General features: G+C 60.4%; 20 protein-coding genes. 4 read left to right on the top strand and 16 right to left on the bottom strand.

Features of this window, described 5'->3' with window-relative positions; translation table 11 throughout:
* The first annotated feature begins 170 nt into the window (after window positions 1-170).
* Window positions 171-338, top strand: a complete 168-nt coding sequence (locus H9C73_RS16000) for a YhfG family protein (RefSeq protein WP_209286088.1) — start codon at window positions 171-173, stop codon at window positions 336-338.
* A gap of 164 nt (window positions 339-502) precedes the next feature.
* Window positions 503-940: a Fic/DOC family protein gene (locus tag H9C73_RS16195; RefSeq protein ID WP_209286165.1), complete on the top strand. Its 438-nt coding sequence runs from the start codon at window positions 503-505 to the stop codon at window positions 938-940.
* Between the two features lie 84 nt (window positions 941-1,024).
* On the opposite strand, the gene H9C73_RS01890 is transcribed toward H9C73_RS16195, so the two are convergent.
* The 9 genes from H9C73_RS01890 to H9C73_RS01850 form a co-directional block, all read right to left on the bottom strand.
* A complete protein-coding gene (locus tag H9C73_RS01890; protein WP_236014025.1) occupies window positions 1,025-2,698 on the bottom strand; it encodes a methyl-accepting chemotaxis protein in 1,674 nt (557 codons plus the stop codon).
* A 106-nt stretch (window positions 2,699-2,804) separates the two neighbouring features.
* On the bottom strand, window positions 2,805-3,938 hold the full coding sequence (locus H9C73_RS01885) for an acyl-CoA dehydrogenase family protein (protein WP_209286087.1): 1,134 nt from the start codon (window positions 3,936-3,938) through the stop codon (window positions 2,805-2,807).
* Window positions 3,935-5,143, bottom strand: a complete 1,209-nt coding sequence (locus H9C73_RS01880; RefSeq protein WP_209286086.1) for an acyl-CoA dehydrogenase family protein — start codon at window positions 5,141-5,143, stop codon at window positions 3,935-3,937. Before H9C73_RS01880 ends, H9C73_RS01885 begins: the two co-directional genes overlap by 4 nt.
* Window positions 5,144-5,166: 23 nt before the next feature.
* A complete protein-coding gene (locus H9C73_RS01875) occupies window positions 5,167-6,333 on the bottom strand; it encodes an acyl-CoA dehydrogenase family protein (protein WP_209286085.1) in 1,167 nt (388 codons plus the stop codon).
* Between the two features lie 9 nt (window positions 6,334-6,342).
* Complete coding sequence (locus tag H9C73_RS01870) at window positions 6,343-7,518, bottom strand: lipid-transfer protein (RefSeq protein WP_209286084.1); 1,176 nt, start codon at window positions 7,516-7,518, stop codon at window positions 6,343-6,345.
* Between the two features lie 17 nt (window positions 7,519-7,535).
* Window positions 7,536-7,955, bottom strand: coding sequence for a MaoC family dehydratase (locus H9C73_RS01865; RefSeq protein WP_209286083.1), 420 nt, complete (start codon window positions 7,953-7,955; stop codon window positions 7,536-7,538).
* Window positions 7,927-9,060, bottom strand: a complete 1,134-nt coding sequence (locus tag H9C73_RS01860; protein ID WP_209286082.1) for an acyl-CoA dehydrogenase family protein — start codon at window positions 9,058-9,060, stop codon at window positions 7,927-7,929. Before H9C73_RS01860 ends, H9C73_RS01865 begins: the two co-directional genes overlap by 29 nt.
* A gap of 9 nt (window positions 9,061-9,069) precedes the next feature.
* Complete coding sequence (locus H9C73_RS01855; protein ID WP_209286081.1) at window positions 9,070-10,041, bottom strand: OB-fold domain-containing protein; 972 nt, start codon at window positions 10,039-10,041, stop codon at window positions 9,070-9,072.
* Between the two features lie 56 nt (window positions 10,042-10,097).
* Entirely contained in the window at window positions 10,098-10,871 is a 774-nt protein-coding gene (locus tag H9C73_RS01850; RefSeq protein WP_209286080.1) for an SDR family oxidoreductase, read from the bottom strand.
* Window positions 10,872-11,008: 137 nt separating this feature from the next.
* On the opposite strand from H9C73_RS01850, the gene H9C73_RS01845 reads away from it, so the two are divergent.
* Complete coding sequence (locus H9C73_RS01845; protein WP_209286079.1) at window positions 11,009-11,800, top strand: enoyl-CoA hydratase; 792 nt, start codon at window positions 11,009-11,011, stop codon at window positions 11,798-11,800.
* A gap of 31 nt (window positions 11,801-11,831) precedes the next feature.
* Window positions 11,832-12,584, top strand: a complete 753-nt coding sequence (locus H9C73_RS01840) for an SDR family NAD(P)-dependent oxidoreductase (protein WP_209286078.1) — start codon at window positions 11,832-11,834, stop codon at window positions 12,582-12,584.
* A gap of 95 nt (window positions 12,585-12,679) precedes the next feature.
* Here the strand turns inward: H9C73_RS01840 and H9C73_RS01835 are convergent, their stop codons facing one another.
* From H9C73_RS01835 to H9C73_RS01805, 7 genes are all read right to left on the bottom strand, one after another.
* Window positions 12,680-13,918, bottom strand: a complete 1,239-nt coding sequence (locus H9C73_RS01835) for an NADH:flavin oxidoreductase (protein ID WP_209286077.1) — start codon at window positions 13,916-13,918, stop codon at window positions 12,680-12,682.
* A gap of 11 nt (window positions 13,919-13,929) precedes the next feature.
* Entirely contained in the window at window positions 13,930-15,126 is a 1,197-nt protein-coding gene (locus tag H9C73_RS01830; protein WP_209286076.1) for an acyl-CoA dehydrogenase family protein, read from the bottom strand.
* Entirely contained in the window at window positions 15,123-16,289 is a 1,167-nt protein-coding gene (locus tag H9C73_RS01825) for an acyl-CoA dehydrogenase family protein (RefSeq protein WP_209286075.1), read from the bottom strand. Before H9C73_RS01825 ends, H9C73_RS01830 begins: the two co-directional genes overlap by 4 nt.
* A gap of 6 nt (window positions 16,290-16,295) precedes the next feature.
* Complete coding sequence (locus H9C73_RS01820) at window positions 16,296-17,138, bottom strand: SDR family NAD(P)-dependent oxidoreductase (protein ID WP_209286074.1); 843 nt, start codon at window positions 17,136-17,138, stop codon at window positions 16,296-16,298.
* A 71-nt stretch (window positions 17,139-17,209) separates the two neighbouring features.
* Window positions 17,210-18,373, bottom strand: coding sequence for a helix-turn-helix transcriptional regulator (locus H9C73_RS01815; protein WP_209286073.1), 1,164 nt, complete (start codon window positions 18,371-18,373; stop codon window positions 17,210-17,212).
* Between the two features lie 98 nt (window positions 18,374-18,471).
* Window positions 18,472-19,410, bottom strand: a complete 939-nt coding sequence (locus H9C73_RS01810) for an electron transfer flavoprotein subunit alpha/FixB family protein (protein ID WP_209286072.1) — start codon at window positions 19,408-19,410, stop codon at window positions 18,472-18,474.
* Window positions 19,411-19,421: 11 nt separating this feature from the next.
* Entirely contained in the window at window positions 19,422-20,171 is a 750-nt protein-coding gene (locus tag H9C73_RS01805) for an electron transfer flavoprotein subunit beta/FixA family protein (protein ID WP_209286071.1), read from the bottom strand.
* Window positions 20,172-20,182 lie beyond the last annotated feature (11 nt).

Below are 20,182 nucleotides of genomic sequence, written 5' to 3'. Positions count from 1 at the left end.
TTCGGGCCCTGCTCTTTTTTCTGGAGTACACGCCAGAACACCGCCTGAGGCGGCACTTGGGAACCGAGGTTTTTCTATGGCATGATGCCAAGGGCAAGGTCGAGTATGGTGCCCAACAGACACTTGCTATACTGAATGGCAGGCAATTAACGCTGAAAACGGAGTAAACCGTGAAACAAGATGCCCATGCTGTCAAAGCTGCCTATTTTTCCAGGGTACGACGCCGCAATTACAAGGCGAGCCTGCGTCTTGAAGGGTTCGATATGACTCAAACGGATCAGGCCCCCACATCCAAAGCGGAAGCCATTCGTCATCACACACCCAAGGCCGCGAGCTGATATTGGAAAAGTACGGCACAGGGGATGACCCTTACTGCATTCCGGGAACACAGGTACTGAGCAACAAGCTGGGCATAGTGGACGCAATCGCTTTGGAGCAAGCGGAACGGGACCTGACCACTATTGCCAGTGAAAAAATTGAGTTCAAAAGCCCACCCTAGGATCTGACCTTTCTACAAAATCTGCACGAATGCCTGTTTTCTGACGTATACACATGGGCAGGCAAAATACGCACAACGGACATATCCAAAGGTTCGACTCGCTTCTGTACCGTCAGCCGAATCAAGCCCGAAGCTGACAAGCTGTTCCATGCACTTGAACACCAGGACTGGCTGTCAAACTGTTCTCGCGAAGAACTGGTTTGCAATATGGCTGAATCCTGCGGAGACCTGAACATGATTCACCCATTCAGGGAGGGAAATGGTCGAATCATGCGCATGTGGTGTGATTTCATCATTATCAATGCAGGGTTTGAAGTTGACTGGGAAAGTGTGGAACCCGACCTCTGGCTCAAGGCAAGCATCGACTCGGCAACCTGCGACTTCCGAGCGATGAAAGTGGTATTTGACCATTGTATCGGCGACCGCTTTACACCGCCGTAAAGAAATGCTCCCTGTCTCAAAGATCAGCTGCACTACCCGGCCAATAGGCCGGGTTTGATATTGCGAACCTTGCTTGACCGACCCTCACACCTTGAACGCCATCACCAGCTTGCTCAGCCGCTGCTCCAGTTCGCTCATTCCCTGAGTGGTGTCGGCCAACACCTGGGCGTTCTGCTCGGCCTTGTCGGCAATTTCCGCCACCTGGTTCACGCTGCTTTCGATTTCGGCAGCCACCGCCGTCTGTTGCTCGGCAGCACCGGCGATCTGGGTGTTCATCTCGTTGATGGTCGCCACCGAGGTCGTAATGTGTTGCAGTGACTGGCTGGCATCCGCTGCGCGCTCGGTCGTTGCACTGCTCTGCTCACGGCTGTTGCCCATTACGTTCACCGCTTCGCGCGCGCCACTCTGCAGCCGTTCGATCATCTGCTGAATCTCGTCAGTGCTCTGCTGAGTGCGGCTGGCCAGGGTGCGTACCTCATCAGCCACCACGGAAAAGCCACGTCCCTGATCCCCCGCCCGGGCCGCTTCAATGGCCGCGTTCAGTGCCAGCAGGTTGGTCTGCTCCGCAATATCGCTGATCACCGAGACGACGCTGCCGATGTTGTCGGCATCCTGCCCCAGCTTCAGAATCACCTCGGCCGAGCGGTGCACATCGTCCGCAAGGCGGTTGATCGACTCGATGGTTTCGGACACTACTCTGTCGCCACCTCGGGCATCAGTATCAGCCCGCTGTGCCGCTTCGGCCGCCTGAGCTGCACTGGTCGCCACCTCCTGCACGGCCGTGACCATCTCCTTGATCGCATTCGCCGTGCGGCCGGTGTTTTCCCGCTGACGCCAGGTATCCGACTGGGTCTGACTGACCACCTCGGTCATGGATTCTGTGGAACGACTCAACGAAGCAACGGCATGTTGTACTTCCTGTACCAGTTGATGGATTTTCTCCACGAATCCGTTAAAACCGCGCGCCACATCACCCACTTCGTCACGGCTGTGTACCGCCAGACGCCGGGTCAGGTCGCCCTCTCCTTCGGCAATGTCCAGCAGCGCCTGAGCGGTCTGCTGCAGCGGCCCCAGAATACGGCGCGACAACAGCAGATTGACCGCACTGACCAGCAGCGCCAGCACCAGCCCCGAGAGCAGAATCCAGATCATGATCTGGTTGATGGTATGGCCAATACTCGCCTCGCGACGGGCCACTTCGGCATCGATATCGTCCGTGTAGAAGCCCGTGGCGATCACCCAGCCCCAGACTTCGATCTCCTTGGCGTAGGTCAGTCGGGGCGATGGCTCACCGCCTGCTTCGCGTGGCCAGTGAAACCGCACGAAGCCACCCCCATCGAGCGCGGTATCAATGATTTCCTGCACAAAAGGCACGCCATTGGGGTCTTCAAGGTCGATAACCGATTTACCGACCATCTCCTGGTTACCGGAGTGAAAGACGATATTGCCATCCAGGTCATAGCCATACACGAAGCCGTTTTCGCCAAAAGTCATGCCATTCAGCACTTCCTTGGCCTGGGCGATCTTCTCGTTGTACCGCATATCCAGACGGTGCTGCAGGGGACGAATGGCACCCATCGCCATGTCGATATAGTTCTGCAGCTCCTGCTGGCGTGTTTTGATCATTTCCTGACGGACAATCTCGACCTCACTCTGCTCCAGAGTCTCCAGTTGCCACTGCACCACCAGCATGACGGACAGCACCACCAGCATCATGGGAACTATCGAGAGGGTGAGAAATTTTGTTTTTATTTTCATCGCGATCTCTCATGGGTTACACCGCGCACATACGCAGGACCGCGCAGGGCGCATTCATCGTTCGAGGAAGGGAATGGGCAGAGGGCGGAGGCCCCCTGCCAAAGGGTCAGGCAGCGTCCAGCAGGGAGGCTGCACGTTCAAGGTGATAATCCGCATCACCCAGCAGCGCCTGCAGGACACGAATCCGCTTGAAATAGAGGCCCACGTCCAGCTCGTCGGTCACCCCGATGCCTCCGTGCATCTGGATCGACTCGCTGCTGACCTTGTCGGCCATCTGGCCCACTTTCCACTTGGCCAGACTCACCAGGCGCGGTGCCTGATCACTACCGGAGTCGATCGCGTCCAGTGCAGCCATCAGGCTGGAGCGTGCCAGTTCAAGCTCGACATGCATCCAGGCCGCACGGTGCTGCAGCGCCTGGAACGAGCCGATGGGCACGTCGAACTGCACACGGGTTCGCAGGTATTCCAGCGTGGTCTGAAACAGTGCTTCACAGGCCCCCTGCAGCTCGGCAGCGATACAGGCTCGCCCCCGATCCAGCGCCTGCTCCAGTACCTGCGCCCCCCGGTCCAGCTCACCGATCAACTGCTCCGGTCCGACCTGAACATGCTGCAGGCACAGGCGAGCCGTGTTGCGCGAGTCGATCAGGTTCTGACGTTTAAGCTCAACGCCCGGCGTACCTGCTGGCACGATGAACAGGCTCAGGGCATCATCGGCCTCACCGGTGCGTGCCGCGACGATCCAGCCGTCGGCCTGCAAGCCGTCGACGACCATTACCTTGTCCCCATCCAGCTGAAAACCGGTATCGGTACGCACGGCACTCAGGCTGATGCGGGCAGGATCATGACGGGCGCCCTCATCCACCGCCAGCGCCAGGCGTTTGCTGCCTGCAATCAGTTCGGCCAGCCATCGGGACTGCTGCGCTTCGCTGCCCCCCAGCTCCAGAATGGAGCCGCAGAGCACGATGGACGAGAGCAGCGGCGAGGCACTCAGATGACGCCCCGCCGACTCGAATACGGCCCCCATGCCGGTATACCCGAACTCAAGACCGCCGAGGCTTTCGGGAAAAGGGATGGCACTCCAGCCCAACTCGGTCATCTCCTGCCAGACTGCCGGTTCAAAGCCCAGCTCATCGCCGCTGTCACGCAGTGCGCGCAGTGATGCAACGGGGCTGCGTTCGGCAAAGAACTCCTGCGCCGTGTCCAGCAGCATGCGCTGCTCTTCGTTGTAGATCAGGCTCATTTGGCACCTCCTTTGGGGGCATCCGGCAGGTTCAGCACCCGCTTGGCAATCACGTTCAGCTGCACTTCAGACGAACCACCCGCAATGGTCTGGGTGTAGCTGAGCAGCCAGGCCTTGCTGATCGCCAGCTCCTGTTCACTGAATTCGTCGCCATCCCAGCCCAGGGCGCGATGCCCCATCACATCCACCAGCAGTTCAAACTTCTGCTTTTCCTGCTCGCTGTGCACCAGCTTCATGATGGCAGCAATGCCGCTCACATCCTGACCGGCACGTGCCTGCTGGCCCATGCGCTGCACGGTCAGGTTGTAGGCGTGCTCATCCAGTGCCGCGGCCTGCGCCCGGGCACGCAGGGCAATATCCGACGGAGTCTCGGCCTGTGGCAGGTAGTCACCCAGAATGCTCATCAGGTCAAAATGGGTCGGCAGGCTGAATTCGCCAAACTTGGACATGGCACTGCGCTCGTGTTGCAGCAGCCGCTTGGCCAGTGTCCAGCCGCCATTCAGTGGCCCGATCAGGTTTTCCTTGGGAACCTTCACATTGTCGAAGAACACTTCGCAGAAAGTGGACTTGCCGCTGATCAGGTCGATCGGGCGCGCTTCCACGCCTTCGGCATGCATGTCCAGCACCACCAGGCTGATGCCTTCCTGCTTCTTGCCGCTGCTGTTGTCAGTGCGCACCAGACAGTACATCCAGTCGGACTTGTCGCCGTAGGAGGTCCAGATTTTGCTGCCGTTGACCACGAAATGATCGCCCGCATCGACCGCTGCGGTGCGGATATTGGCCAGATCGGAGCCCGCGTTGGGTTCGCTGAAGCCCTGACACCAGCGCACCTCACCGCGCGCCATGGGCGTCAGCAAACGCTGTTTCTGTTCCTCGGTGCCGAACTCCAGCAGCACCGGCCCCAGCATCCAGATCCCCAGATTGATCTGCGGCGGGCGGCACTTGAGGCGCTTCAGCTCCTGCTGCAGTACCGCGTCCTCTTCGGGACTCAGGCCACCACCGCCATAGGCCGTGGGCCAGTCCGGGCAGAACCAGCCCTTGTCACGCATGCGCTCAAACCAGAGGCGCTGATCTTCAGTCGCGAACTCGACGCTGGAGCCGCCCCAGACCAGCTCACCGGCTGCCGCCGGACCGCGCAGCGACTCGGGACAGTTGGCCTCCAGCCAGGCGCGGGTCTCGGCGCGAAAGGTTTCAATTGCACTCATTGTTGTTATCTCCTCGTGCAGGCTCAGCGACCGCGTGGCATGCCCAGACCGAACTGGGCGATCAACTCACGCTGAATCTCGTTGGTGCCGCCACCGAAGGTCAAGGTGACTGATGCACGCACCTCGTATTCCAGCTCGCCCATTAACAGGGAAGCCGCAGAGCCTTCACGGATCATACCGTTGGCACCCACCACGTCCACCAAACGGCGCAGAATTTCGATGGCCGACTCCGAACCGTATACCTTGGTGATGGACGCCAGCGCCACATCCATCTGCCCCGCTTCCAGGTCAGCCGCAATGCGGAAATTGATCAGCCGCATCGCTTCCAGACGCGAGTAACATTCCGCCAAAGCGGAGCGCACCCAGGCCTTGTCCATGGCACAGCGTCCGTTCTCATCTTTTGTCTTGGCCCAGAGGTAGACACGCTTGAACAGCCCCACCACCTTGTCGGACCAGGAGCCAAGCCCCAGGCGCTCATGGTTGAGCTGGGAGGTAATCAGCTTCCAGCCGCCATTCAGTTCGCCCACCAGCATGTCGCGGGGCACCTTGACGTTGTCATAGTAGGTCGCCGCGGTCGGGTTGGAACAGGTCGGGATGACCGTATGGGAGAAACCCGGATCCTGAGTATCCACGATCAGGATCGATACGCCCTTGTGACGGGGCAGATCCGGATCGGTACGTGCCGCCAGCCAGACATAGTCGGCCGACTCCGCACCGGAGGTCCAGAGCTTGTTGCCGTTGACGACAAAGTGGTCCGCTTCCACACGGGCGCTGGTCTTGAGCATGGCCAGATCGGAGCCGGCATCCGGCTCGGAGTAGCCGATGGCAAAGTTGATCTCGCCATTGGCGATCCCCGGCAGGAACTTTTCCTTTTGCAGTTCGGTACCGAATTCCATCAAGGCAGGTCCCACGGTGCTGATCGTCACGAACGGCAGCGGTGCGCCGGCGATGTTGGCTTCTTCAAAGAAGATCAGCTGCTCGGTAGCGGCATAGCCCTGACCGCCATGCTCCTTGGGCCAGCCCACGGCCAGCCAGCCGTCCTTGCCCATCTGGCGAATGGTGTTGCGGAACTCGTCACCGCCTTCCTTGCCGCGCAGGGAGCTGCGCAGCTCCGGGGTCATCAGGCTGGTGAAGTAATCACGGATTTTCACTCGCAGCGCACGCTGCTCGGGTGTCAGATCGACAAACATGTGACCTCCTTAGCTTGCGCTCAGAATCAGACCGCTGGTCGGCACGCCAGTGCCGGCGGTGACCAGTACGTTTTCCACATCATCCACCTGGTTGACGGAGCTGCCGCGCACCTGGCGCACGCCCTCGGCCACCCCGTTCATGCCATGGATATAGGCTTCACCCAGCTGACCGCCGTGGGTGTTGATCGGCAGCTTGCCGCCACGGGCATGATGCCCGGCGCGGATAAAGTCCTTGGCCTCGCCCCGCTTGGCAAAACCGAACTCTTCCAGCTGCGGCAGCACGAACGGCGTGAAGTGGTCGTAGATCACCGCGGTATGGATATCATCCGGTGTCAGGCCGGATTGACGGTACAGCTCACGGGCAACGACACCCATCTCCGGCAGGCCGGTGATGTCTTCTCGGTAGTAGGAGGTCATGATCTGCTGGCCATCGGCGATGCCCTGGGAGCCGGCCTTGATCATGACCGGCTTCTGCTTCATGTCTCTGGCACGCTCGGCGCTGGTGATCACCATGGCCACGGCGCCGTCGGATTCCTGACAGCAGTCCAGCAGGTGCAGCGGCTCACAGATCCAGCGTGAGTTCTGGTGGTCTTCCAGCGTGATCGGCTTTTCGTAGAAGAAGGCGTTGGGGTTGGTGGCCGCGAAATCACGCACTGCCACCGCCACACGGCCGAAATCTTCCGAGGTAGCGCCGTAGGTGTGCATATAACGCTGGGCAAACATGCCGACCCAGGCCGCCGGGGTATGAAAACCGTGCGGCATGTACCAGCCGTAGTTCACGTTCTCGAAGATCGGGGTGTCGGCAAAGCCGTAGCTGCCGGTGCCAAAGCGGTACCAGGAACGCTCGTTCATGGCACGGTAGACCACCACGGTCTTGGCGACACCGGTGGCCACGGCCATGGCCGCGTGCATGATCGGCGCACAGGCGGCACCGCCACCATGCGGGATCTGAGAGAAGAACTTCACGTCCTTGCAACCCAGCAGGCGGGCGATCTCGTACTCGGGCACCTTGTCCACGGAGTAGCTGCTGAAGCCATCCACTTCGGACGGATCGATACCGGCATCTTCCAGCGCAGCCAGAGTGGCTTCCATCGCCAGGCGCAGCTCGGTTCGGCCGGAGTTCTTGGAAAATTCGGTGGCGCCAAGGCCAACGATGGCAGCCTTGTTGCTGATGTTATCGCTCATGTCTGTTCTCCTCCGGCTCAGGGCAGGGTCACCGCCACCGTGCCGGTGACGTGATTGCCCATGGAATTCTTGCCCTTCAGGGTCACCTCGGCGGTGCGAGAGTCCGCATCCAGCGCGGTGATTTCGCCCTTGAAGGTCATGGTGTCGCCGGGATAGTTCGGCGCGCCCAGACGGATTTTCAGATCCTGAAAACGTCCTTCCGGGCCGCACCACTGCTCGACAAACCGTTCTACCAGGCCGCTGGTGGTCAGAATGTTCATGAACACGTGCGGCGACCCCAGTTCCTGTGCCGCATCCTTGTCGTGGTGGCCCGGGAAGTAGTCACGGGTCGCGATGGCACCGCCGGTAATCAGCGCAACGGTAATCGGAATTTCCAGCGGCGGCAGCTGATCACCGAGGCTGACATCTTCAAATCGCATGGTTTTCTTCGAGGTCATATTTCCATCCCAGGGTATCGTGAGTTGCCAACCAGTCACCGAGACGCTCAAGCGTGGCTCGGCTGCCGCCCAGGCCCAGACTCAGGGCGCGGCTCCAGTAGAGAAAACGGTGAATCGGATAGGTTTTGTCCACGCCGATACCACCGTGCACGTGCTGGGCAACGTGACCGATCTTGTGACCGGCTTCGCTGGCCAGCCAGGCCGTAGCAAGCGCTTCGGACGGTGCCGGCAGGCCGGCGTCAATGCGATAGCAGAGCTGCCAGAGCGCCGAACGCAGCGCTTCCAGCGCCACCTGACAGTCAGCCATGCTCATCTGCACTGCCTGAAACTGGCCGATGGGACGACCGAACTGGACACGCTCGGTCACGTATTCAACGGTGCGACGAATCTGCTCGGCGCTGACACCCAGCTGAAGTGCCGCCTGAGCCGCAATGGCACGGGTTTCCAGCCAACCGGTGGCTTCCGACGGCAGTACCGCTTCTGCCGGCAGTTGCACGTTGTCGAACTCCAGATCCGCAACGCTTTCACCCTGCGTCAGCACGCCCTCGACGCGCTTCAATCCGGCGGTCTCAAAATTGACGCAGGCCGGTCGCACGCCCTGCTCGGTCTGCACCAGCACCAGCGCTGCCGCTGCTTCAGCCACACCGGGGACCGCATAGGCAATGCCGTTGAGCTCCCAGCCATTGGCGTTTTGAGTAGCAGTCAACTCCAGACCAGTCGCCCGACTCTGATCGGCTGTATTGAGTGTCAGGACCTGATCGGCGCTGGCTGCGGCTTCCAGCACACCGGCAAAATGCTGCGGCGCAAACTCAGCCAGCGCGGCCGCCGCCACCTGATGGCGCCACAACGGCACCAGACCCAGCCCCTTGCCCTGGGCTTCCAGCACCAGCATCAGCTCGGTCATGCCGAGACCACTGCCGCCGGCCGCTTCCGGGATATACAGGGAGTGCAGCCCGGTTTCGATACAGGTCTGCCAGAGGTCCTGCATCAGGGTGGCGCCGGACTCGTCAAAGTCACGCAGTGACTCATCAGTGCAAAAATCGGTAAACAGACCGCCTGCCATCTCGGCAATGGCGCGCTGGTCTTCAGTCAATGAGAAATCCATGCGTCCTCCTCAGGCAGACACCGGCCGAAACAGCGGCAGGGTCAACTCGTCGTCAAAGGTTTGGAATTCGACCTGCACGCGCTGGCCGATCTTCAGTTCAGAGGGCTCCACGCCCACCAGACCGGCCGGGATGCGAACACCTTCATCCAGCTGGATCAGTCCGATCGGGTTGGGGTAATCAAACGGCGGTACTTCCGGGTAGTGCATCACCACGAAAGAGTAGAGTTCGCCCTTGCCGGGGCTGACCTGATAGCCCAACTCGAAGCTATGACAGTGGCTGCACACCGGTGCCGGCGGGTGCTGCAGCTTGTTGCAGCTGTTGCACTGCTGGATGCGCAGCTCGCCCGCTTCGCAGCCTTCCCAGAAGAAACGGGTATCGTCGCTGATCCCCGGTTTGGGACGCTTGATCTTGGGCACTGCCGACTCGCTCTTCTCGACCGGCTTGGGCTGCTGAGCCGGCTTGAACTTGATCACGCGGAACAACAGTTCGCCCACCTTCTCGTCGCCCTCGGGCTTTTCAGAGAAGAACGACATCACCTGAGTGACAAAGAAGCCGGTGCCCAGAGCAGTGGTTTTCTCTTCGCTGACTTCCTTGATCAGGGTGGTGTAGTACAGCTTTTCACCCATGCGAACGTAGCGATCGAAGGTCAGCTCCGAGTTCACGGCAACCACTGCCGGATAGCCCTGAGCCTCAATCAGGCCCAGCACTTCGTAGGGGTTTTCATCGGTAGACCCCGGCGGATAGTTGTTCATGTGCAGACCTTCCAGACACCAGGCCTGCAGCATGGCCGGCGGGGCTACCAGCTCACCGAACTCGGTCGTTGCAGCATATTCGGGGTCGGTATAGAGCGGGTTATCCACGCCCATGACTTCACACCACTGCCGAACCATCGCCGGGTTCACTTCATCCCATGCGTAGATGCGGCCATATTCCCGCCCCACCATGGAACGCACTTCCGATAACCATTCGTAATCAGCCAAGATACGTCTCCTTTACGATATGGGGCCACCCGGTCGCGGGCGGCGCCGGGTTGTATTCAGTTGTCGGCCGCTTTGGCCTGCAAGAATGCGGGTTTTTCGCCACCACCGTTGAGCAGCAGGTTGCTGCCCCCGGCATAGGAGGCGATGGGAGATGCCATGTACAGGCAGGCATTGCCAATGTCTTCGGGTGTAGCCATGCGACCGGCCGGGATGGTGGCCGCCACGGCGGCAATACCGGCTTCATCGCCGTAATGCAGATGCGATTGCTCGGTTTCCACCAGCCCCGGGCTCACCGCGACCACGCGCACCCTGGGTGCCCACTCCACCGCCAGAGAGGCAGTCAGGGACAAAATGCCGGCCTTGGCAGCACCGTAGGCCGCGGTACCGGGCGAGGCGCGCAGTGCACTGATGCTGCCGATAAAAATGATGCTGCCGCCCTGCTCCTGCTGCTGCATGTGACGATTGGCCAGCTGGGCCATATTCAGCGGTGCAATCAGGTTCAGGCGCAAAATGCCCTCATGGAAGCGCGGTGACACGTCGCCAGCCAGCGCGTGGGGCGCTCCTCCGGCATTGTTGACCAGCACGTCCAGTCGACCGTATTCGTTTACAATGGTCTGCATGAGCTGTTCTGCCGCCTCGTAGTCGCGTACGTCCAGCGGCATGAAGACCGCTTCACGATCCTGCGCACAGGGCAGCTGTTCCGGCGCATTGCGGCCACATACAATCACGGTGGCGCCTGCCGCCAGAAACGCACGGGCGATACCGGCACCGATTCCCTTGGTGCCGCCGGTCACCAGCACCACCTGGCCGCTGTAATCAAACTGCGTCATACACGCCTCCTTATGTTTCTTGATGCATGCAGTCTAATCAGCGGCCCGTTGCTCACTCTTCGTCTGAACGGACGATGTTTATTTGCCCCGTGCTGACAGAATCGCCATCACTATCCATTGTCAGCGAGGCGAGTGCCGTGTCCGATTCACAACCTCCCGAAGATACTCTGCTGCTGGAGCGACCGGCTGAGGGGGTCGCCGTGCTGCGGCTCAACCGCCCTCAGGCCACCAATGCGCTCAGTCTGGAATTGCAACAGCAGCTCAATCGACGCTTCACGGAACTGGCTGATGACGACAGCGTGCGCTGCATCATCCTGACCGGCGGTGACAAGGTGTTCGCAGCTGGCGGTGACATTACCGGCCTGATCGATGCGGACCCGATCGAGATCTACAAGCGCCATACCGAGCGCGTCTGGGCACCCATTCAGAACTGCCCCAAACCCGTGGTAGCGGCGATCAGTGGCTATGCCTTTGGTGGCGGCTGCGAGCTGGCCATGCATGCCGACATTCTCATTGCCGGCGAAAGCGCCAGTTTCTGCCAGCCGGAAATCCGCATCGGCATCATGCCGGGCATTGGCGGCACCCAGCGGCTGGTGCGAGCCATCGGCAAGGCCAAGGCGATGAGCATGGCCCTGACAGGTCGTCCCATCAGCGCACATGAAGCCTGGGTAGCCGGGCTGGTCAGTGAAGTCTGTGCCGATGATGAAGTGATGGACACAGCGCTCAAGACCGCGCGTACCATCGCGCGCATGCCACCGCTCGCGGCAGAACAGATCAAGGAGTGCATTCTGCACGGCATGGACGCTTCGCTTGAAAGTGCCCTCTCACTGGAGCGCAAGGCCAACGCCATGCTGTTCGCTTCACGCGACCAGCAGGAAGGGATGCAGGCATTTCTGGACAAGCGGCACCCGCAGTTCACGGGTGAATAAACCCGCACAGCACAATTAAAGGAGTGTGCAGATGGAACCGATGTTTTCGCTCAAGGGCAAAACCGCTCTTGTGACCGGCGCCGGCCGTGGCATGGGGCTCGGTGTGGCCCGTGCACTGGCCCGCCAGGGTGCCCGTGTAGCCATTAACGACTTTTATCAGGACCGTGCCAATCAGGCAGCCGAACAGCTGCATCAGGAAGGTTTCGACGCCATCGGCGTGGCCGCCGATATTACCGATCCTGCGCAACTGAAACGGATGGTCGCGTCAGTGCAGGAGGCTTTCGGGCACATTGATATTTTTGTCGCCAACGCGGGCGTGCCGGTTGATGGTATGGGCTATGACCGTTTTATCGACTCTGATCCGGCCCAGTGGCGGCAGTTTCTGGACCTGAACCTGATGGCGCTGATGCACGCGACTCAGGCAGTGCTGCCCGGCATGCTGACCCAGGGCTGGGGCCGCATCATCTGCATCACCTCCGAGTCCTGGCGGGCAGGCGTGCCCATGGGGATTGCGGCCTATGCCGCCTCCAAGGCCGGTGCGGTAGGGTTTATTCGCCAACTGGCCGCCGAAACCGGCAAACAGGGCATCACTGTTAACGGCCTATCCCTCGGTACCATGAATAACTGGGAAGGCTCGGAGAGAATCGCGGCCAAGAGCTGTATGGTACCGCGCGCGGGCTCGCCGGAGGATGTGGGCGCAGGTGTCGTCTATCTGGCCTCTGAGGAAGCCAGCTGGGTGACCGGCCAGATCCACCCGTTGAACGGCGGCAGCCTGACCGCCTGAACACGACTTATTCCTGTTGTTCCAACCATTTCACCATGGTTTTTTGCCCCCGGCGGCCGCACACCCCGGGGGTCTTTTTTTGTTCGTTATAGTGGCTATACCACTTCCACTCGCGCCGGCTGTTGATTCAACGCCACGTCGTTGGGCGGGTTTTCGATGCAGCGGGTGCCGCCGGGATGATAGATGTAGGGCACACAACCGTTGCAATGGGTACAGCCACTCCTGTTGACCAGCCCCTGCTGGAACTTGCGCACCAGCTCCGGATCGTGCAGCAGCGGCCGGGCCATGACCACCGCTTCAAAGCCTTCAGCCATAGCCTTTTCCACGTCATCGATGGATGAAACGCCGCCCAGGTAACCGAGCGGAATATCCAGCTCGGCGCGCAGCCTGCGTGAATAATCGAGGAAATACATGGGCCGGAATTTCACCTTCGGCACGCCCTTCTGAGACAGCTTGATCATGGCCAGCGTCAGCTTCTGATCGGCCAGCACCTTGCTCATCTCGTCCAGGTTCATGTTGCTGCCGAACATGAACCAGCCGGATTCGATGTTGCGCCCACCCGACAGCACCAGCATATCGGCACCGGCCGCCTGCAGGATTCGGCCGGTGACAATGGCATCCTCAACGGTGGCACCTTTCCGAACACCATCAGACACATTAATCTTGGCCAGAATGGCAAGGTCCTGTCCGACCGCCTCTTTCACCGCCTTGAGTACACGAGCGGGAAAACGGGCTCGATTCTCGGCACTGCCGCCATATTCGTCCTTGCGCTTGTTGGACAGGGGCGAGATGAACTGATTCAGCAGATACCCGTGCCCCATGTGCAGTTCCACGGCATCAAAGCCGGCGTCACGGCAGACTCTGGCCGCCGCGACGAACTCGTCGATCACCTGCGCCATGTCCTGCTCTTTCATCGCCCGCTGCAGGAGGTTGCCACACAGGAGCCCTGCCTTGTTGATGCCGGAGGAAGCGCTGATGGTACGCCCCTTTATCTTGATCGAGGTAACAAAGGAACCGCCGTGGGTCAGCTGCATGGAGATCTTGCCCCCTTCAGCATGCACCGCATCGGTAAGTGCTCGCAGGTCAGGCATGATCTCTTCACGCAGCCAGATCTGGTTGGGCAGGGTCCGCCCCCGTTTGGAGACCGCTCCGTAGGCAACGGTGGTCAACGCCACGCCGCCACGTGCCATATCGCGGTGATGCTTGACCATTGCGCGGGTCGGGGTGCCGTTCAGGCTCATCGCCTCGTTGGCACCGGCACGGATAAACCGATTTCTGAGCGTGATGGGGCCCAGTTGAAAAGGAGTAAACGCCTGCTGACGTACTTCTGACATGGGACCTCCTGTTAGCGCCATTTGGGCTCACGTGGCATCTCCAGCCCGCGCTCGGCAATAATGTTGCGTTGTATCTGGTTGCTGCCACCGTAAATGGTGTCGGAACGCACGAACAGGAACAGCGACTGCAGGCGCGTCAGTTCATAGGGTGCCGCTTCCAGCAGCTGACCTTCCTGACCGCACACATCGATTGCCAGCTCACCCAGACTTCGGTGCCAGCTGGACCAGAACAGCTTGTAGATCAGTGCTTCGCCCTGCAGGCTACCGTCACTGCCGCTCTGACCTGACAGCATGCGCAAACTGTTATAGCGCATGATCTTCAGCTCGGCATGAGCCTGTGCAATACGCTGTCGAATCACCGGATCACGGTCCCTGCCATTTGCTCTGGCAACCCGGACCACTTCGTCCAGTTCGTTCTGGAATTGCATCTGCTGCCCCAGCGTGGAAACGCCGCGCTCGAAGCCCAACAACCCCATCGCCACCTTCCAGCCATCGCCCGGCTCACCAACAATATCCCCGGCATCACAAACAGCGTCGTCGAAGAACACCTCGTTGAATTCCGAGGTGCCGGTGATCTGCTCGATGGGTCGCACATCCACCCCCGGCTGATCCATGTTGACCAGAAAGAAGCCAAGCCCCTTGTGCCCCACTGAATCAGGATCGGTACGTGCAATCACGAAGCAATAATCGGACTCATGCGCCAGCGAGGTCCAGACCTTCTGGCCGTTGATCACCCACTGGTTGCGCTCGGTATCGAACCGGGCCCTGGTCTTGACGTTGGCCAGATCGGAACCCGCGCCCGGTTCTGAGTAGCCCTGACACCAGAGCTCGGTGCCATTGAGAATGCCGGGCAGGTACTTGGCCTGCTGCTCCGGCGTGCCAAAGGCAATGATTGTGGGACCGGCCAGCCCTTCGCCGATATGCCCCACACGCCCCGGCGCCCCGGCTCGTGCGTACTCTTCAAAAAAGATCACCTGCTGCTCGATACTGCAGCCGCGGCCACCGTGCGCCTGCGGCCAGCCAACACAGGTCCAGCCACCTTCGGCCAGTTTCTGCTCCCAGCGTTTGCGCGCTTCAGGGAAGCTGTGCTCATCACCGGGACCACCACGGAATTTCAGTTTGGCGAACTCGCCGGTCAGATTGGCGGCCAGCCAGTCGGCGACCTCGGTGCGGAAACGCTCGTCTTCGGCGCTGAAGCTCAGTTTCATGCGTTGGCTCCTCCATCCAGTAACAACTTGGCCAGGGTTTCACGATGCTCGCTGGCCGTGCCCAACATCAGTTCACTCGCTTTGGCACGCTTGAAATACAGATGAACGTCGTACTCCCAGGTAAAACCGACCCCACCGTGCATCTGCAGCGCTTCTCCGGCGTTGCTGAAGCAGGCATCGGAGCAGTAGGACTTGGCCACCGCTGCGGCCTCGGGCAACTCGGCCGCCATGGCGCCTCCCTGCCAAGCCTCATCAGCGATGCAGGCGGCGTAATAACAGGCAGATCGCGCCACTTCGGTGCGCAGCATCATGTCTGCGGCCTTGTGTTTGATCGCCTGAAAACTGGCGATGGGGCGATTGAACTGCTCACGCTCACGGGTGTACTGAACAGCCAGATCCTGTACCTGCTGAGCAACCCCCATCTGCTCGGCAGCCAGAGCAACGGTTGCAAGCTGCAGCACCTGCTCCAGCACGGTTCCGGCTTCTCCACAGCTGCCCAAACAGGCCTCGGCCGGCAACAACAGGCTATCGACCTCAACACGCCCCAAATGCCGGGTCTGATCCAGCGCAGGTGTCCACTGACGCCGAATACCCTCGGCAGCCGCGTCCACCACAAACAGGCTGATGCCTTCACGACCTTCCGTACCGGCCTGTCGTGCCGCCAGCACCAGAATATCGGCGCTGTGACCATCCACAACCAGACGGTAATCACCGGACAGCAGGAAGCCGCCCTCAACCACCTCACAGGTCGCTGTCACCGCCTCACAACCGGGCCGCTCCTGTCCGATCCATGCCAGAGCTGCGGTCTCACCACCCAATATCCGTTCCAGCCAGGGGCCTGATACGGACGCGGCATCCGCCAGTTGAAGCGCGGGAACCGCCTGACAAACCGTGGCAAAATAGGGCGCACACACTAGGTAGCGCCCCATCTGCTCCATCACGGCGATCAGCTCCACATAGCCCAGCCCCATACCGCCAATGGTCTCCGGCAGGGTAATGGCGTGCAGATACAGGTCGTCACAGATCTGCCGCCACAGCGACAGGTCATACCCCCGCTCCGTGACCATTGCCGCTCGCACGGCGGCGGAGGTCGAGCAGTCGGCAAAGAAACCGGCCGCCGTTTCGCGAATCATCTGCTGCTCTTCGGTAAAGCGAAATTCCATGGCCCATCACTCCTGTTCAAGCGGCTGAGCATCAATGCCCTGCTCGCGGGCAAACGGCTGGGCGTGAATGGTTTGATACTGGAAAGCGTCTGCTTCAGCCCGTGTTGCCAGCCAGAGCAGAGCGGCAGCGGGCAGCTCGGGCTCGACGACGCCCTTGCCCAATGCCTGAACGCCACGCTCACCGATGGTGGCTCTGAGGGTTTCCGTGTTGACCACACCCGGGTTTACGGTAAACGCCCGTATACCGGCATGACCGTGCTCGCGGGCCAGAATGCCTGACAGGCGAGAAACGGCCGCCTTGCCGGCGCCGTAGGCGTAACCCCAGCCCCCCTGATCAGCCGGGACGGGCGGGTCGGATTCGCCGGCCCCGGAGGTCAGGTTGATGATGCAGCCCTGCCCCCGGGCCAGCATGCCCGGCAGAACTTTCTGCGTAATCTGAACCGGTGCCAGAATGTAACCTCGCGCCATGCGCTCAAGAGTCTCGGGGGAAAGGTCCAGGAAACGGGCGTTGAGGTCAGGCCCCTGGTAGATGGCGTTGTTGATCAGCACATCCAGATGGCCAAAATGCTCAACAATGGTGGCGACGGCGCGATCAACCGACTCGGCATCCAGCAGGTCCATCGGAACCACTTTCACTTCAACGCCGAAGCGACGAGCCGCCTCAGCGGTCTCCGCAAGGCTGCCGCCAAGCGGCTTGCCATCCTTATCGGTAATGCTGTGCTGGTGGGTGTCACCCTGCTCCAGGGTACGGGCACTGAGTGCCAGGTCATAACCGGCGCGGGCAAAGGCCAGTGCCGTGGCACGGCCGATGCCTCGACTCGCACCGGTGATAAATGCAACGTTTGCCATGGGTGTCGCTCCTCTGTTTCAGTCAGAGTGCTACACCCACGGCAAAGAGACATACTCCATCAAGACGAGGTTTAATCGCGGGGATCCTGATCACCCTGCCCCAGCGCGGCCACGCTGTTGAGGAAGATACGGACCAGTTCCGTCTGGCGACGCACCCCGGTTTTGGAGAAGATTGCACGCAGGTGGGCGCGTGCCGTATTGCGGCGAATATTCAGCGCCTCGGCCGCTTCTTCCAGCGAGAGTCCGTTGGCAAGCTGCAGGGAGAGCGCGGTTTCTGCCGGAGTCAGGCCAAACAGCTTTTTGGCCACTTCGTTGCTGGCCTGAGACTTGCCCACCGCATCGCGGATATAGACCACCGCGGCCGGCTGGCCCTTGCCTTCGGCCCAGGCAGTTGAGGGAATGGGCTCGACGACGACACCAAGACTCACCTCACCGGACGGGCGTGTCACCGACATCGCTTCGGGCAATCGGGTGCCGGACTCGGAACGGGAGCCTTCAAAGGCCTCCTTGATGACACGGCGCAGTTCGCGGTTATCACTCGGATAACTGGCTTCCAGACGCCCGCCCACAACCTTGAGGCCGTCGCCACTGTCCAGAATTTCGCGCGCAAACACGTTCTCATCCAAAATCTGTCCGTTTTCGTCGATCAGTACGGTCGCGATCGACAGGCGGCTGATCGCCTTGGAGTAGAGCGAACCCAGTGTCTGGCTGCGATCCAGCAGATTGCGAATATTGAGTGCACGGCGGATATGCGGCAGCAGAAAGCGACACAGCTCGCGATCTTCGTCACTGAAGGGCGTGGCATCTTCCGGACGGGTAATACGAAAACGCAGCGTACCGGAGTCAGGCGTCGAGATATCAACCGCCATCACATGGTAGACGTCATTGCAGGCACACCAGTGAATCCGATAGGGGCAGTCATGCCACTCTTCCGGGGTCATCAGGTCTTCCTGTGTGAAGACGGTATCCGGTTTCTGGTTAACGAACGGTGTCAGGTTGTGCCGGTAGGGAAAGTAAACCACACGGCCGGAGTTCTCCATCTCACCCACGGAGACCATCAGCCCCAGGTCGTCTTCATCCTGGGTCTCCGGCATTTTCAAAATCAGCGTCACATAGTTGGCGGAAAACAACGCCTTGATCTGTTCCAGTGCATCACCCCAGCACTCGTGATCAAGCGAGGCTTCATAGAGGGCGGACAGCAAGCTATCCAGCTGCACTACGTCCATACGATTCATTATTATTGCCCCTTTATTGTTGTCTTCATTAAGGGTCTGCCATGCCACCTCTGTCAAGCCTGCACAAGGCCAGGTGGCATGGCTCAGTCAGCGACCTGTCAGGCCAGCTGCTGTGTCAGCTCGGGGACCAGTTCAAACAGGTCGCCCTCCAGCCCGTAATCGGCTACCTGGAAAATCGGCGCGTCAGGGTCCTTGTTGATGGCCACGATCACCTTGGAGTCGCTCATGCCCGCCAGATGCTGGATGGCACCGGAGATACCCACCGCCAGATACAGCTGAGGCGCAACGATCTTGCCGGTTTGCCCGACCTGATAATCGTTGGGCACAAAGCCCGCGTCGACGGCGGCACGTGATGCCCCCAGCGCGGCTCCCAGACGATCTGCCAGCGGTTCCAGCACTTCGCGGTACTTGTCACCATCTCCCAGACCACGGCCACCGGACACCACCACCTCGGCAGAACCCAGCTCCGGGCGGTCCGACTTGCTCAGCTCACGCCCCACCAGAGTGGAGACTCCGACAGCTGCGGTCGCTTCAACGGACCGAATCTCGGCGCTGCCGGTTTGCTCGGCTGCATCGAATGCGGTCGGTCGCACGGTCAGAACCTGTACCGGCTCAGCCGACTCGACCGTCAGCATAACGTTGCCAGCATATATGGGGCGAACGTAGCTGCCAACACCCTTAACCTCAATAACATCAGAGACTTGCGCAACATCCAGCAGCGCTGCGACACGCGGTGTCAGATTTTTGCCGAAGGTGGAGCTCGGTGCCACCAGCGCCTGATAGCCGCCGGACTGAACCTGCTCGACAACCAGCGGCGCGAGTTCTTCGGCCAGCTGGGCCGCATACTGCTCCGCATCAGCCACCAGCACGGTGCCAACGCCCGACACCCCGGCCGCCTGCTCGGCAACCGCGGCGACGTTTTCGCCCGCTACCAGAATATCGACCTCACCCTGCAGGCCGGCCGCAGCGGTGACCGCGTTCTGTGTTACGGCGTTCAGCTGCTGATTATCATGTTCTGCAATGACCAGTGTTTTCATCATTCTACCCCTCAGATCACACGCGCTTCGTTACGCAGCTTTTCAACCAGTTCACCCACGGACTCCACCTTAATGCCTCCCTGACGGGCGGCCGGCGGCGCATAGTTCACCGCTTTCAGGCGAGGGGACACATCCAGACCCAGCTCCGCCACAGCTTTGGCTTCCAGCGGCTTTTTCTTCGCCTTCATAATGTTGGGCAGGGATGCATAGCGCGGCTCGTTCAGGCGCAAATCGCTGGTGACCACGGCAGGCAGGTTGAGCTGAACGGTTTCCAGACCACCATCAATTTCGCGTGTTACCTTCACCACGCCTGCCTCCGGGGCAACTTCTGAAGCAAAGGTTCCCTGCGGCCAGCCCAACAGTGCCGCCAGCATCTGACCGGTCTGGTTGGAATCGTCATCGATCGCCTGCTTGCCACAGATCACCAGCTCCGGCTGTTCATCCGCCACCACCTGTTTGAGGCACTTGGCAACAGCCAGGGGTTCCAGCTCATCATCGGTTTCCAGATGAATCGCGCGGTCAGCGCCTACGGCCAGTGCGGTGCGCAGCACTTCCTGACTCTGCTTGGGGCCGATGCTGACCACGACCACTTCAGAGGCAGTACCGGCTTCTTTCAGACGCACGGCCTCCTCGATGGCAATCTCGTCAAAGGGGTTGATCGCCATTTTAACGTTGTTCAAATCCACGCCGGAGCCATCGGACTTTACGCGCACTTTCACGTTGTAATCGATGACACGTTTTACCGGTACCAATACTTTCATACTGCTTTCCT

This window comes from Marinobacterium alkalitolerans, from assembly GCF_017776525.1.
GTDB lineage: Bacteria > Pseudomonadota > Gammaproteobacteria > Pseudomonadales > Balneatricaceae > Marinobacterium > Marinobacterium alkalitolerans.
This window is presented reverse-complemented; position numbering and strand designations above follow the sequence as displayed.

What these genes read in the sequence shown, in the direction of transcription:
- H9C73_RS01870 (WP_209286084.1), bottom strand. Translation starts at nt 7,518, where the DNA reads ATGAGCGATAACATCAGCAACAAGGCTGCCATCGTTGGCCTTGGCGCC.
- H9C73_RS01835 (WP_209286077.1), bottom strand. Translation starts at nt 13,918, where the DNA reads ATGTCAGAAGTACGTCAGCAGGCGTTTACTCCTTTTCAACTGGGCCCC.
- H9C73_RS01820 (WP_209286074.1), bottom strand. Translation starts at nt 17,138, where the DNA reads ATGGCAAACGTTGCATTTATCACCGGTGCGAGTCGAGGCATCGGCCGT.
- H9C73_RS01825 (WP_209286075.1), bottom strand. Translation starts at nt 16,289, where the DNA reads ATGGAATTTCGCTTTACCGAAGAGCAGCAGATGATTCGCGAAACGGCG.
- H9C73_RS01840 (WP_209286078.1), top strand. Translation starts at nt 11,832, where the DNA reads ATGGAACCGATGTTTTCGCTCAAGGGCAAAACCGCTCTTGTGACCGGC.
- H9C73_RS01850 (WP_209286080.1), bottom strand. Translation starts at nt 10,871, where the DNA reads ATGACGCAGTTTGATTACAGCGGCCAGGTGGTGCTGGTGACCGGCGGC.
- H9C73_RS01890 (WP_236014025.1), bottom strand. Translation starts at nt 2,698, where the DNA reads ATGAAAATAAAAACAAAATTTCTCACCCTCTCGATAGTTCCCATGATG.
- H9C73_RS01830 (WP_209286076.1), bottom strand. Translation starts at nt 15,126, where the DNA reads ATGAAACTGAGCTTCAGCGCCGAAGACGAGCGTTTCCGCACCGAGGTC.
- H9C73_RS01810 (WP_209286072.1), bottom strand. Translation starts at nt 19,410, where the DNA reads ATGAAAACACTGGTCATTGCAGAACATGATAATCAGCAGCTGAACGCC.
- H9C73_RS01880 (WP_209286086.1), bottom strand. Translation starts at nt 5,143, where the DNA reads ATGAGTGCAATTGAAACCTTTCGCGCCGAGACCCGCGCCTGGCTGGAG.
- H9C73_RS01885 (WP_209286087.1), bottom strand. Translation starts at nt 3,938, where the DNA reads ATGAGCCTGATCTACAACGAAGAGCAGCGCATGCTGCTGGACACGGCG.
- H9C73_RS01860 (WP_209286082.1), bottom strand. Translation starts at nt 9,060, where the DNA reads ATGGATTTCTCATTGACTGAAGACCAGCGCGCCATTGCCGAGATGGCA.
- H9C73_RS01815 (WP_209286073.1), bottom strand. Translation starts at nt 18,373, where the DNA reads ATGAATCGTATGGACGTAGTGCAGCTGGATAGCTTGCTGTCCGCCCTC.
- H9C73_RS01805 (WP_209286071.1), bottom strand. Translation starts at nt 20,171, where the DNA reads ATGAAAGTATTGGTACCGGTAAAACGTGTCATCGATTACAACGTGAAA.
- H9C73_RS01875 (WP_209286085.1), bottom strand. Translation starts at nt 6,333, where the DNA reads ATGTTTGTCGATCTGACACCCGAGCAGCGTGCGCTGCGAGTGAAAATC.
- H9C73_RS01865 (WP_209286083.1), bottom strand. Translation starts at nt 7,955, where the DNA reads ATGACCTCGAAGAAAACCATGCGATTTGAAGATGTCAGCCTCGGTGAT.